Genomic DNA, 12,873 nt, shown 5'->3' with positions numbered 1-12,873 from the left:
CGCACCATGCGTCCTACGCATGCGAGCGAAGGGATCGCACGACGTGAAAAAGATTGTCGTGGGCATGACCCTAGGGTCGGCGCTCACCGCACTCCTCGCCGCAGGCCTCACCCCGGCCGCCGCGCAGGAAGCCCGGGACGGCAGCACGGGCGCCAGCACGGCGCCCCGCGCGGACAACCGCCCCGGACCGCTCACCAAGCAGCGCACCGAACTGCGCGAGAAGGCGATCGACCTGGTCGCCAAGGGCAAGGCGAAGGCGAACGCCCGCGGCGTCGTCGAGGTCGCGCCCGGCAAGTTCGCCGAGACGACGACCACGACCGCCGTACGCCAGGAGAAGATCCTCACGATCCTCTCCGAGTTCGGCGACCAGAGCCTCGGCAAGTACGGCAGCGTCGCCGGGCCGCTGCACAACCAGATCCCGCAGCCGGACCGGAGCGTGGACAACTCCAACGCCTGGACCGCCGACTTCTCCAAGGCCCACTACGAGGACCTGTTCAACGGCTCCGGCGAGTCGATGCGGACGTTCTACGAGAAGCTGTCCGGCGGCCGCTACTCGGTGAGCAACACCGTCGAGAACTGGGTCAAGGTCCCCTACAACGCGTCCCGTTACGGCGACAACGCCGTCGAGGACACCGGCGGCTCCTGGGCCTTCATCCAGGACACCGGCGACGCCTGGTGGAACGCGCAGATCGCGGCCGGGAAGACGCCCGCCGAGATCGACGCGTACCTCGCGCAGTTCGACGTCTGGGACCGCAACGACTGGGACCACGACGGCAACTTCGACGAGGCCGACGGCTACATCGACCACTTCCAGGCCGTCCACGCCGGCATGGGCGAGGACGCCGGCGGCGGCGCGCAGGGCGAGGACGCCATCTGGTCGCACCGCTGGTACGTCAACGGCGACGACTTCGGCCTCACCGGCCCCGACGTCTCCGGCACCCAGAACAAGGCGGGCGGCGCCCGCATCGGCCAGTCGAAGTACTGGCTCGGCGACTACACCACCGAGGGCGAGAACGGCGGACTCGGCGTCTTCTGCCACGAGTTCGGTCACGACCTCGGCCTGCCGGACTACTACGACACCGACGGCGGCGAGAACTCCACCGCCTTCTGGACCCTGATGAGCTCCGGTTCCTGGCTCGGCCACGGGGCCGCCGCCGGCGAGGGCATCGGCACCCACCCCGGCCTGATGGGCGCCGAGGAGAAGCTCTTCCTCGGCTGGCTCGACGTCGCCGACGCGCCGCTCGGCGCCAACGGCTCGTACACCCTGAGCCCGGCCGCGCTCCAGGTCGCCGGCAAGGCGCAGGCCGTCCGCGTGGCGCTCCCGGACAAGACCAGCAGCACCACGTACGCGACGCCCACCTCGGGCACGCACGCCTGGTGGACGGGCTCGGCGGACGGTCTCAACCAGTCCCTGACCCGCTCCGTGCCCGCCGCCTCGCGCATCACGGTCAAGGCGAGCGCCTGGTACGAGATCGAGGCCGACTTCGACTACCTCTTCGCCGAGTACTCCCTCGACAACGGCGCCACCTGGGCCCGCGCCGGCGCGGCCGTCTCCGGCTCCTCCGCCGGCAAGTGGACGACGCTGCGCTACTCGTACGACTCCGCGGGCAAGCCGTCCCTCTTCCGCTTCCGCTACCAGTCGGACGGCGGCGTGCACTTCGCGGGCGCCTTCCTCGACGACGTCACCATCGGCTCCGGCGGCACCTCGCTGCTGACCGACAACGTCGAGCAGGGCACGAACGGCTGGACGGCGCAGGGCCGCTGGAAGATCTCCACCGGCACCGAGACGGCCACCGCCCCGCGCTACTACCTGCTGGAGAACCGCGAGTACGTCGGCGCCGACGCGCTGCTCGCCGAAGGGCCGTACCAGTTCAGCAAGGGCCTCACCGCCCCTGACTGGGTCGAGTTCTTCCGCTTCCAGAACGGCATGCTGGTCTGGTACGTGGACCGCTCCTACGACGACAACAACGTCAGCGCCCACCCGGGTGGCGGCTCGGCGATGGCGGTCGACGCCCGCCCGACCCCGTTCCGCTACCCCGACGGCACGGCCCCGAGCAACCGGCGCCAGCCCTTCGACGCCACCTTCGGCCTGGAGGCCACGGACGCGACCTGCCTCCACAAGGAGGTCCTGGTCGGCAAGGGCGGCAGCAAGACCGTCGAGACGCAGGCGGCCTGCGCCCCCTCCGTCCCGGGCATCCCGGTCTTCGACGACACCGACCCGAACGCCTACTACGACTCCACGGCCCCCCAGGCCAGCGTGAAGGTCGCGGGCCACGGCGTGAAGGTCACCGTCACCGGCGACGCGGGCGACGACCTGACGATCAACGTGGTCAACCCGGCCTCGTAGACCGGCACCGCACCACCGACCCCGTCGCAGAAGAGGGGCGCCCCGGCCGACCGGGGCGCCCCTCGCCGCCGTACAGGGGCACGGAGCCCCGGGAACGGTGTTACGCCCCCTGGTCCAGGGCCTCCGCCAGACCCGCGAGGAAGTCCACGACCGCCGCCGGCCCCGGGACCGTGAGGTCGGAGCGGTCGGCGAGGTCGGGGACGGCCTCGGAGGCGGCGGCGGAGCAGACGAGGAGGCCGGGGGTGCCGTCGGAGCGGAGCTTCTCGACGGCCGCGAAGGCGGCGAGGTCGCCCAGGTCGTCGCCGGCGTAGAGGACGGAGCCGGCGTCGATCTCGCGGACGTAGTCGGCGAGGGCGACGCCCTTGTCCATGCCAGGGGGCCGGAGCTCCAGGACCATGCGGCCGGGTTCGAGGACCAGGCCGTGGTGGGTGGCCAGGTCGCCGAGGGGGCCCTTCAGGGCCTCGAAGGCGCCCTGGGGGTCCTCCGCGCGGCGGGTGTGGACGGCGACCGCCCGGCCCTTCTCCTCGATCCAGGTGCCGGGCCAGGCCCCGACGCGGTCCAGGAAGCCGGGCAGCTCGGCGCGGACCGAGGCGACGCCCGGGTGCGGGGCGGCGGCGTGCACGGCGCCGGAGACGGCGTCCCAGCGCTCGGCGCCGTAGTGGCCGAGGACGACCAGGTGCTCCAGGCCCGGGACGCCGGCGAAGCCCCCGTAGCGGACCGCGACCCCGGCGGGGCGGCCGGTGATCACGGCGACGGAGGCCACGTGCGGGGCGAGGGCGGCCAGGGCGGGTACGGCGCCGGGGTGGGCGCGGGCCTGCTCCGGGTCGGGGACGATCTCGGCGAGCGTCCCGTCGAAGTCGAGGGCGACGACGGCCTTCTCCGGGCGCGCGAGCAGCGCGGCCAGACCGTCGCGGCCGGCGGTGGTGGTCGGGTGCGGAAGGCGGCTGACCATGCCACGACCCTACCGACGGATCCCGTCCGCGTCAGCGCCACCGCCTCCGCCGTCCGCTCGCGACACCGCTCCTGCGACACCGTTCCGGCCGCACCGCTCCTGCGACACGGTTCCGGCCGCACCGCTCCAGCGGGGGGTTCCGGCGGCACGGTTCCGGCGGCGCGGTCTCAGCGGCGCGATTCCCTTTCCGCCCTGACCCGGCGCAGGCGGTTGACCGTGACCGGGTCGTGGACGAGCGCCCTCGGGTCGTCGAGGAGGGCGTTGAGCAGCTGGTAGTAGCGGGTGGCGGAGAGGCCGAGCTGTTCGCGTACGGCCCGCTCCTTCGCGCCGGGGCCGGGCCAGGAGCGCCGCTCCATGGCCAGCACGGCCCGCTCGCGCTCGCCCAGCTCGCCGGATTCGGTGGTCATACAGACCAACTTATTCCGCGCTCTCCGCCGCCGTCGCCTCCCGGGCGATCCGGCCGAGGACCTCGGACGGCTTGGCGTCGGGCCGGACCGCGCTGCCGATGTCCTTCTTCACCCGGCCGCTGACCTGCGCCCAGGAGGTCTTGCCGACGGGCGGCAGCTGGGAGTCGGGCAGCGCCTCCAGGAACTCGCGGAGGCCCACGTGCTCCGGGGCGGACTGCATGGCGGTGGAGGCGGTGACGGTGGCGGGCAGCAGGTCGTTGTCGCCGGCGAACTTCAGCACGTTCTCGTCGCTGAAGACGAAGTCGAGGAAGGCGCCGACCTCCTTGCGGTGCCCGTTCTGCTTGAAGGCCATGATCCAGTCGGCGACGCCCATGGTGGCCCTGGCCTTGCCGTCGGCACCGGGCAGGGCGATCTTGCCGACCTTGACGCCCTTCTTCTCGGCCTCCTGCATCAGGGACGGGTGTCCGTTGAGCATGCCGACCTCGCCGCGCGTGAAGGCGGCGAAGGCCTCCTTGCGGTCGAGCTTGCCGGGGGCGACCGGGCCGGTGAGGCCGGGGGCGACGAGGTTCTGCCGCAGCCAGTCGAGGGTCCGGATGTTCGCCTCGGAGTCGATCTTGTAGTGGCCGGTGTCGTCGGTGTAGCCGCCCCCGCCGCTGAGCAGCCACATCATCGTCTCGGCCTGGGCCTCCTCGGGGCCGAGCGGCAGCGCGAAGGGGTAGGTGACGCCCTTCTTCTTCAGCTTCTCGGCGGCGGCCGCGAGCTCGGCCCAGGTGGCCGGGGGCTCGTCGACACCGGCCCGGTCGAACAGTTCCTCGTTGAAGAAGAGCAGCCGGGTGGAGGCGACGAAGGGCAGGCCGTACTGGGTGTTCTTGTACTCGCCGGCGTCGACGAGCGGGGCGAGGAAGTTGGCCTGGACGGGGATGGAGAGCAGCTCGTCGGCGGAGTAGAGCTGGCCGGCCGCCGCGTAGTCGGCGTAGGCGCCGATCTGGGCGACGTCGGGGGCCTGGCCGGCCTTGACGAGCTCGGCGACCTTGCGGTCGACGTCGTTCCACGACTCGATCTGGACCTGGACCTTCACGCCGGGGTTCTTCGCCTCGAAGGCGGCGACGAGGCCGGCCCAGTACTTCTTCGTGGAGTCGCCGCCCGTGAGGTCGTAGTCGGCGGCCACCAGCTTGAGGGTGACGTCACCGCCGTCGCCGCTCAGCGTGCCGCAGCCGGAGAGGCCGGCGGTCAGGCCGAGAGCGGTGGCCGCCGCGGCCAGTCCAAGGAATCGTCGCCGCTGCACAGCCGTAACCCACCCTTTGCTCGTCGTCGAGGTTTTGGTCGGCCGCAAGTTTCCCCCGCCTGGTCACCGGAGGTCTACACCACTCGCATATCGCTTCTGCAACGCATTGCCGTGCGACAGCGTGCTTTCCTGGGCGCGATCTGGCAGTAGCTTCCGGATTTCCCGGCCGGTCTGGACCACGAGGAAGTCGTCCCGCATGCCCCGCACCTCCGCCCGCCGACCCACCGCACGGCGACGCGCAGCCGGCCCTCCGGAACCCGCAGCCACCCCCACGGGATTTGTATCCGACCGCAACAATCCTCCGCAGTGGACTAGACCTTTCGGGGGATCTCGCGCGAGACTGTCCCCGTGAGACACGTCATCGCCCTCGATGTGGGCGGCACCGGCATGAAGGCCGCCCTCGTCGGGACGGACGGCACCCTGCTCCACGAGGCCCGCCGGGCCACCGGGCGCGACCGGGGGCCCGAGGCCGTCGTCGAGACGATCCTCGGATTCGCCGAGGACCTGCGCGCCCTCGGCCAGGAGCGGTACGGCGAACCCGCCGCGGCCGCCGGAGTCGCCGTGCCCGGAATCGTCGACGCCGAGAACGGCATCGCCGTCTACGCCGCCAACCTCGGCTGGCGCGACGTCCCGATGCGCGCCCTGCTCAGCGAGCGGCTCGGCGGCATCCCCGTCGCCCTCGGGCACGACGTGCGCACCGGCGGCCTCGCCGAGGGCAGGATCGGCGCCGGAAACGGCGCCGACCGCTTCCTCTTCGTGCCGCTCGGCACCGGCATCGCCGGCGCCATCGGCATCGGCTCCGCGATCGAGGCCGGCGCCCACGGCTACGCCGGCGAGATCGGCCACATCGTCGTCCGCCCCGGCGGCACCGAGTGCGGCTGCGGCCAGCGCGGCTGCCTGGAGCGGTACGCCTCCGCCTCCGCCGTCTCGCTCGCCTGGGCCGAGGCCTCCGGCGCCCCCGAGGCCGACGCCGCCGACTGCGCCAAGGCCGTCGAGTCCGGCGACCTGAGGGCCGTACGGGTCTGGCAGGAGGCCGTCGACGCCCTCGCCGACGGCCTGGTCACCGCGCTCACCCTGCTGGACCCCCGCACGCTCATCATCGGTGGCGGTCTCGCCGAGGCGGGGGAAACCTTGTTCACACCCCTTCGGGCCGCCGTGGAGGAGCGCGTCACGTTCCAGAAGCTGCCCGCCATCGTCCCGGCGGCCCTCGGGGACACCGCCGGATGCCTGGGCGCGGGCCTCCTCGCCTGGGACCTGCTCGCCGACGGGCAGCCGACCGACGAGCCGCCGACCGCACGCCCCACCGACCGCCCCACCGACTCGGAGGTATCCGCCTGATGGCCGTTTCCACAGTTCTCGCCGGGGCCCGCGTGGTGCTGCCGACCGGGATCGTCGAGAACGGGCGAGTGATCGTCGAGAACGGCCGTATCGCCGGCTCCGCCGCGGAGGACGCTCCCGCGCTCGATCTCTCCGGCCACTGGCTCGTGCCCGGCTTCGTCGACATGCACAACCACGGCGGCGGCGGCGCCTCCTTCACCTCGGGCACCGTCGACGAGATCCTCACCGGCGTCCACACCCACCGGCTGCACGGCGCGACCACCGTCGTCGCCTCCTTCGTCACCGGCGACATGGACTTCCTCACCCGCCGCGCGGGCCTGGTCTCCGAGCTCGCCGAGCAGGGCGAGATCGCCGGCATCCACTTCGAGGGCCCCTTCATCTCCCCCTGCCGCAAGGGCGCCCACGACGAGACGCTGCTGCGCGACCCCGACCCGGCCGACGTGCGCAAGCTGCTCGACGCGGCGCGCGGGCAGGCCCGCATGGTCACCCTCGCCACCGAGCTGCCCGGCGGCATCGACTCCGTACGGCTGCTCGCCGAGCACGGCGTCATCGCCGCGATCGGGCACACGGACGCCACGTACGAGCAGACCCGGGCCGCCATCGACGCCGGCGCCACCGTCGCCACCCACCTCTACAACGCGATGCCCGGCCTCGGGCACCGCGCGCCCGGTCCGATCGCCGCGCTCCTGGAGGACGAGCGGATCACCGTCGAGCTCATCAACGACGGCACCCACCTGCACCCGGCCGCACTGGAGCTGGCGTTCCATCACGCGGGCCCGGAGCGGGTCGCCTTCATCACCGACGCGATGGACGCGGCCGGCTTCGGCGACGGGCGCTACATGCTCGGCCCGCTGGAGGTCGAGGTGAAGGACAGCGTGGCGCGGCTCGTCGAGGGCGGCTCGATCGCCGGCTCGACGCTCACCCTCGACCGCGCGTTCAAGCGCGCGGCCACCGTCGACGAGCTGCCGGTGGAGTCCATCGTCCAGGCCATCTCCGCCAACCCGGCCAAGCTGCTCGGCGTGTACGACCGGGTCGGTTCGCTGGAGCCCGGCAAGGACGCCGACCTCGTCGTCCTCGACGCGGACTTCGAGCTCAAGGGCGTGATGCGCCGGGGCGCCTGGGTGGTTGAACCCCAAGTGGGATGATTTCGACGCACGTTGCCTCACGGCGGTTGGCCCCGGGGTCTGGGCCAACCGCCCTCTCTTTGGCATGATCGGGGCGCCGACAGCCGGTGACAGAGACGACGGGGGTGGACCTGGTGATCCTCACAGTCACCCTCAACACGGCGCTGGACCTCACGTATCGCGTCCCCGCGCTCGTCCCGCACGCCTCCCACCGGGTCACCCAGGTCATCGAGCGCCCCGGCGGCAAGGGCCTCAACGTCTCCCGCGTGCTCGGCGCCCTCGGTCACGAGACGGTCGTCACCGGCTTCGTCGGCGGCGCCACCGGCGAGACCCTGCGCGCGCTGCTCGCCCGTACGACCGCCGGACAGCCGGTCCACGACGCCCTGGTCCCGACCGCGGGTGCCACTCGCCGCACCGTCGCCGTCGTCGACGCCGCGAGCGGCGACACCACCCAGCTCAACGAGCCGGGACCCGCCATCACCCCCGCCGAATGGGCCGCGTTCACCGGCCGCTTCGCCGAACTCCTCGACGGGGCGCGGGCCGTGGCCCTGTGCGGCAGCCTGCCGCCCGGCATCCACGTCGGCGCGTACGCGGAACTCGTCCGGCTCGCCCGGGCCGCCGGCGTCCCCACCCTCCTGGACACCAGCGGCGAGCCGCTGCGCCGCGGCATCGCCGCCCGCCCCGACCTGGTCAAGCCGAACGCGGAGGAGCTCGCCCAGCTCACCGGCTCCCGCGAACCCCACCGCGCCACCCGCGACGCCCGCCGCCGCGGCGCCCACGCGGTCGTCACCTCCCTCGGCCCCGACGGCCTCCTCGCCGCCACACCGGACGGCCTCTGGCAGGCCGCCCCGCCCGCCCCCGTGAAGGGCAACCCGACCGGCGCCGGCGACTCCGCCGTCGCCGCGCTGCTCGCCGGCCTCGTCGACGGCGCCGACTGGCCCACCCGCCTCACCCACGCCGTCGCCCTCTCGGCCGCGACGGTGCTCTCCCCGGTCGCCGGCGAGTTCGACGCGACGGCCTACGAGGCCCTGCTCCCGCGCGTCACGGTCCACGAACCGGCGACGGCGGCGTAGCCAGCGGTCGGCCGCAGCCGGCACGTCCCCGCCCCCCACACGCATGCCGAAGGCCCCGGAGGCGGACGCCTCCGGGGCCTTCGGCAAGGCTCACGGCCCGGGCCGCCGGTGTCTCCGGCCCCCGGTCAGGCACCTCCGGTGCGGATCTCCAGCCAGTCGAAGATCGCGTTGCACTGGTTGCCCTGCTCGCACGACAGCTTGATCGTGTTCATGCCCTGCTTGAGGGTGACCGGCGCCCAGGTGGTCTGCCAGTTCTTCTCCAGGTTCGGGTCCGACGAGCCGATGAAGTTCTTCAGGCCTATCGGGTTGCTGTTGGCCGTGTCGTTGACCGTCAGCGTGGCGTTCGCGTCCGCCGCCGGGATCGCGTAGCGCACGTACAGCCGGTACTTGCCGGCCTGCGCCACGTCCGCCTGCCAGGTCACCGAGGACCCGATCGCGTTGAACCCGGTCACGTACGCGCCGTCCGCGCCCTCCGCGCCCTTGATGTCCTTGGCGAGCGCCGCCGACCCGCCCAGCTTGAGCGTGGCCGCGTCCTGCTTCGGCAGCTCCTGCGGGGCCTGCGACTGCGTGGGGTCGGTCGACGGGGACTCGGAGACCTGGGTGGGCGTGCCCGTCGGGCCGCCGCCGCCCGCCTTGTCGTCCTCGCCGCCGCTGTTGTTGATCACCGCCGCCGTGATGCCGATCACCACCACCGCGACGACCGCGACGGCGCCGATGAGGAGGCCCTTGGTGTTGGGGCCGCCGCGGGGGGCGGCCTGCATCGGGGGCACCGGTCGGGTGGGGGCGCCGCCGTTGTAGGTCTCGGGGGCCGCGTACTGGGGGTGCGGCTGGCCGCCGTACGCCTGCTGGTGCGGGACCTTGCCCTGGGGGTGGCCCTGCGCGGCGTGGCCGCCGTACTGCCGCTCGCCGACCGTGCGGACCTGGTTGTACGACGTGCGGGGAACGCCCGGCTGCGCCGCCGGACCCGGGTAGCCGTAGCCGCCGCCCTGGGGCGGCTGGGCACCTGCCGCCTGTCCGTCCGCGTACAGGTAGCCGAACGGATCGTCGTCCTCGGGCGTCTTCGCGCCGTCGTTACCGGCAGCCATCCGGGTCACTCCTCTTTGCCTGCTCGCCAGCCGTCGCCGACCGGCCGAGCCTACCTCGAACGGCCCTGTCGCCGGTTACGGCGATGTGTGTACGACCGGTGAACGAAGCCACCCCCCGTCCGGCTACCCGGCCCGGCGGTGCACCTTCGAACGGGACCGCTTCTCGATGTACATCCGCTGGTCCGCGCTGTTCAGGACCTCTTCGACGGTCATGCCGCACTCGGCCCAGCCGATGCCGAAACTGGCCCCCACGCGCACCGCCCGTCCGTCGACCCGGATCGGCGGAATGATCGCGTTCCGCAGCCGGACGGCGAGGTCGGCGGCGTCGGCCGCGCCCAGGCCGTCGGCGAGGACCACGAACTCGTCGCCGCCGAGCCGGGCGACCGTGTCCCCGTCCCGTACGCCCGTGGTGAGGCGGCGGGCGACCTCGATGAGCACGGCGTCGCCGGTGTGGTGCCCGAAGCGGTCGTTGATCGACTTGAAGCCGTCGAGGTCGCAGAAGAGGACCGCGAGGCCCTTCGTGCCGTCGTCGATCTCACCGCCGGTGGGGGCCACGGTGTGCACATGGTGGTCGTACGGCCCGGCGCCGCCGCCGACCGGTGTGAAGCCGAAGCCGTGCTCGTGCTCGTAGTCGTACTCGTACGGGGACTCGGACCCGGGCCCGTAGCCGTCCGTCGAGGCGGCGACCGGGTCCCCGGCGGTGGCGGCGAAGGGGCGCTCGCAGAGCCGGGCGGAGAGCCGGGAGCGGAGTTCGGCGCTGTTGGGCAGTCCGGTCAGCGCGTCGTGCGAGGCGCGGTGGGCGAGCTGGAGCTCGTGCCGCTTCCGCTCCTCGATGTCCTCGACGTGGGTGAGGAGGAAGCGGGGGCCGTCGGCGGTGTCGGCGACGACCGAATTGCGCAGGGAGACCCAGACGTACGTGCCGTCGCGGCGGCCGAGGCGCAGCTCGGCGCGGCCGCCCTCGGCGGACGTGCGCAGCAGGGTGCCTATGTCCTCGGGGTGGACGAGGTCGGCGAAGGAGTACCGGCGCATCACGGACGCGGGGCGGCCGAGCAGCCGGCACAGGGCGTCGTTCGTACGGAGCAGCCGGCCGTGCTGGTCGCCGCCCATCTCGGCGATGGCCATGCCGGACGGCGCGTACTCGAAGGCCTGCCGGAACGACTCCTCGCTGGCCCGCAGCGCCTGCTGCTCGCGCTCCAGGCGGACCAGGGCGCGCTGCATGTTGGAGCGGAGACGGGCGTTGCTGATCGCGATGGCGGACTGCGAGGCGTACATCTGGAGCGCCTCGCGGCCCCACGGGCCGGGGTGCCGGCCGTTGCGCGGACGGTCGACGGAGATCACACCGAGCAGCTCGCGGCCGGAGCCGGACGGGGCTCCCCCGGGGCGGGCGGAGCCGAGCCTGGGCGAGTACATGGGCGCGTAGAGCCGGTCGTGGGGGTGCCACTCGTCCTCGAAGCGGGGGGCCGGGCCCTCGGTGTGCCACTGCGGGACGTCGTCCTCGATGAGCACCCAGCCCTCGGTGTGCGGGATGAACCGCAGGTCGCCCCAGGACTCGCCCATGGAGAGCCGGCGGTCCCAGGAGGCGCGGGAGCCGACCCGGCCGGTGATCAGGGCCTCGGCGGCGGGGCTGCCGGCGAAGGCGGCGACGACCAGATCGCCGTCGGGGCGCACGAGATTGACGCAGGCCAGCTCATAGTTGAGCCCCGCGACAATGCCGTCGGCGACGGCCTGCAGGGTGTCCGCAAGGCTTCGGGCGGTGTTGAGGTCCGCCACGACCTGATGCAGCTGCCGCAGGGTCGCAAGACGGACGTACGGCTCCGACTCGGTCTCCATCGCTCGCTCTCCCCGAGACCTCGACAGCTGACTCCTGGGTTCTCATCGGCTTCATCGGCTTCGTGGTGCACTGTCCCCGCCACTGAATCACAGCGAGCTGTGCACCCGGTACACAGGGTCAACAAATACTGCACTCTGTGACTCAAGTCACAAAATGGCGTGAGGCTTTCCGAACGGCACGTGAACGGCGCGGGATGGGCGGGCGAAAGGGGTCCTAGGACCGGCGGGGGAAGCCTGACTGGTCCCGGCGCCCGATGTAGGGGGTCCGCGACCGGACTAGCGTGCGAGCGTGCTGCAGAAGACCCTCACCCAGCCCGCCGCCCGGCCCGGCTCCCACGACCTGGCGATCCCTCATGCTGAGGGAGTGAGCAACGACGAGTTCAAGGCCGCGATGTCCCGCCTGGCGGCGGGCGTGGTCCTGGTGACGGCGCACGACCCGGACGACGGCCCGCACGGCGAGGACGTCGGCATGACGGCCACCGCCTTCCTGTCGGTCTCCCTCGACCCCCCGCTCGTCCTCGTCAGCCTCCGCAACGACTCCCGCATGGACGACCTCCTCGCCGAGGTCCCCGTCTGGGCCGTCTCCCTGCTCTCCGAGAGCCAGCGCCACATCGCCGGCCGCTTCGCGATGAAGGGCCGCGTCAGCGACCGCCTGCTCTTCGCCGACGTGCCGTACACCCGCGGCCCGCACAGCAACGCGCCGCTGATGGGCGGCGCGCTCGCCACCCTCGAATGCCGCACCGAGAGCCGCGTCGTCGCCGGCGACCACACCCTCGTCATCGGCCGCGTCCTGGCCACGACCCTCCCCTCCCCGGAACCGGGCCCCCTCACCTACTTCCGCGGCCGCTACCGCACCCTGAACTGACACCCGGTGAACCACACCCGGGCGCATGCCCCCGCCCACCCCTCGGCGGGCAGTCGTCCGGCAGGGCGGGTGGGGCTCAGCCCCAGTCGCGGCCCTGGCGGCCGCGCTTCGTCTCCGCGCGCGCCTTCTTCTCCCGCAGCCGCCGCTCGTTGATGCCGCGGGGGATCTTCGTCGCGCGCCGCGGCTTCGGCGGCGGCGCCGTCGCCTCGGCCAGCAGGGCGGCGAGGCGCACGGCGGCCGTCTCCCGGTTGCGCCACTGGGAGCGGTGCTCCGAGGCGCGGACGGTGACGACGCCGTTCACCAGGCGTGCGGCCAGGCGTTCCAGGGCGCGCGCCTTCCACACCTCCGGCAGGGCCTCCGTCGCCGCCAGGTCGAATCGCAGCTCCACCTGCGAGTCGCTGGTGTTGACGTGCTGCCCGCCCGGCCCGGACGACCGCGAGAAACGCCACTGGAGCTCGGCCTCGGGAAGCGAGACGGAGCCGCGGATGGGATACGGACCGGACATGTCATCCATGTTCCCCGGACCCCGGTCGATGCGTCACCCTGTTTTCGCCCGGGAACCACCGG

General features: G+C 73.0%; 11 protein-coding genes. 5 read left to right on the top strand and 6 right to left on the bottom strand.

Annotated features, from left to right (window positions below; translation table 11 throughout):
• Positions 1-64: 64 nt before the first annotated feature.
• A complete protein-coding gene (locus AB0M16_RS27925) occupies positions 65-2,347 on the top strand; it encodes an immune inhibitor A domain-containing protein (protein WP_365347635.1) in 2,283 nt (760 codons plus the stop codon).
• Positions 2,348-2,447: 100 nt separating this feature from the next.
• On the opposite strand, the gene otsB is transcribed toward AB0M16_RS27925, so the two are convergent.
• From otsB to AB0M16_RS27910, 3 genes are all read right to left on the bottom strand, one after another.
• Entirely contained in the window at positions 2,448-3,299 is an 852-nt protein-coding gene (gene otsB / locus AB0M16_RS27920; RefSeq protein ID WP_365347633.1) for a trehalose-phosphatase, read from the bottom strand.
• 167 nt (positions 3,300-3,466) lie between these two features.
• Positions 3,467-3,706: a DUF3263 domain-containing protein gene (locus AB0M16_RS27915; RefSeq protein WP_365347631.1), complete on the bottom strand. Its 240-nt coding sequence runs from the start codon at positions 3,704-3,706 to the stop codon at positions 3,467-3,469.
• A 10-nt stretch (positions 3,707-3,716) separates the two neighbouring features.
• Positions 3,717-4,991 carry an extracellular solute-binding protein gene (locus AB0M16_RS27910; RefSeq protein ID WP_365347629.1) on the bottom strand — a complete coding sequence of 425 codons (1,275 nt, stop codon included), beginning with the start codon at positions 4,989-4,991 and terminating at the stop codon, positions 3,717-3,719.
• 348 nt (positions 4,992-5,339) lie between these two features.
• Between AB0M16_RS27910 and AB0M16_RS27905 the strand changes: the two genes are divergently transcribed.
• The 3 genes from AB0M16_RS27905 to AB0M16_RS27895 all read left to right on the top strand — a co-directional run bounded on the left by AB0M16_RS27905 (position 5,340) and on the right by AB0M16_RS27895 (position 8,526).
• On the top strand, positions 5,340-6,329 hold the full coding sequence (locus AB0M16_RS27905) for an ROK family protein (RefSeq protein WP_365347627.1): 990 nt from the start codon (positions 5,340-5,342) through the stop codon (positions 6,327-6,329).
• Positions 6,329-7,474, top strand: a complete 1,146-nt coding sequence (nagA, locus tag AB0M16_RS27900) for an N-acetylglucosamine-6-phosphate deacetylase (protein ID WP_365347625.1) — start codon at positions 6,329-6,331, stop codon at positions 7,472-7,474. The genes AB0M16_RS27905 and nagA overlap by 1 nt, the downstream gene beginning before the upstream one ends.
• Before the next feature lie 113 nt (positions 7,475-7,587).
• Positions 7,588-8,526: a 1-phosphofructokinase family hexose kinase gene (locus AB0M16_RS27895; protein ID WP_365347623.1), complete on the top strand. Its 939-nt coding sequence runs from the start codon at positions 7,588-7,590 to the stop codon at positions 8,524-8,526.
• A 125-nt stretch (positions 8,527-8,651) separates the two neighbouring features.
• On the opposite strand, the gene AB0M16_RS27890 is transcribed toward AB0M16_RS27895, so the two are convergent.
• The gene (locus AB0M16_RS27890; protein WP_365347621.1) at positions 8,652-9,611 is read right to left on the bottom strand and encodes a CBM35 domain-containing protein; all 960 of its coding nucleotides are present in this window, start codon (positions 9,609-9,611) and stop codon (positions 8,652-8,654) included.
• 123 nt (positions 9,612-9,734) lie between these two features.
• A complete protein-coding gene (gene cdgB / locus AB0M16_RS27885; RefSeq protein ID WP_365347619.1) occupies positions 9,735-11,441 on the bottom strand; it encodes a diguanylate cyclase CdgB in 1,707 nt (568 codons plus the stop codon).
• A 292-nt stretch (positions 11,442-11,733) separates the two neighbouring features.
• On the opposite strand from cdgB, the gene AB0M16_RS27880 reads away from it, so the two are divergent.
• On the top strand, positions 11,734-12,306 hold the full coding sequence (locus AB0M16_RS27880) for a flavin reductase family protein (RefSeq protein ID WP_365347712.1): 573 nt from the start codon (positions 11,734-11,736) through the stop codon (positions 12,304-12,306).
• A gap of 76 nt (positions 12,307-12,382) precedes the next feature.
• Here AB0M16_RS27880 and arfB read toward each other — a convergent pair whose 3' ends face one another.
• Positions 12,383-12,820 carry an alternative ribosome rescue aminoacyl-tRNA hydrolase ArfB gene (gene arfB / locus AB0M16_RS27875; RefSeq protein WP_365347617.1) on the bottom strand — a complete coding sequence of 146 codons (438 nt, stop codon included), beginning with the start codon at positions 12,818-12,820 and terminating at the stop codon, positions 12,383-12,385.
• Positions 12,821-12,873 lie beyond the last annotated feature (53 nt).

The sequence above is a fragment of the Streptomyces sp. NPDC051921 genome (assembly GCF_040680975.1).
Classification (GTDB): Bacteria; Actinomycetota; Actinomycetes; order Streptomycetales; family Streptomycetaceae; genus Streptomyces.
This window is presented reverse-complemented; position numbering and strand designations above follow the sequence as displayed.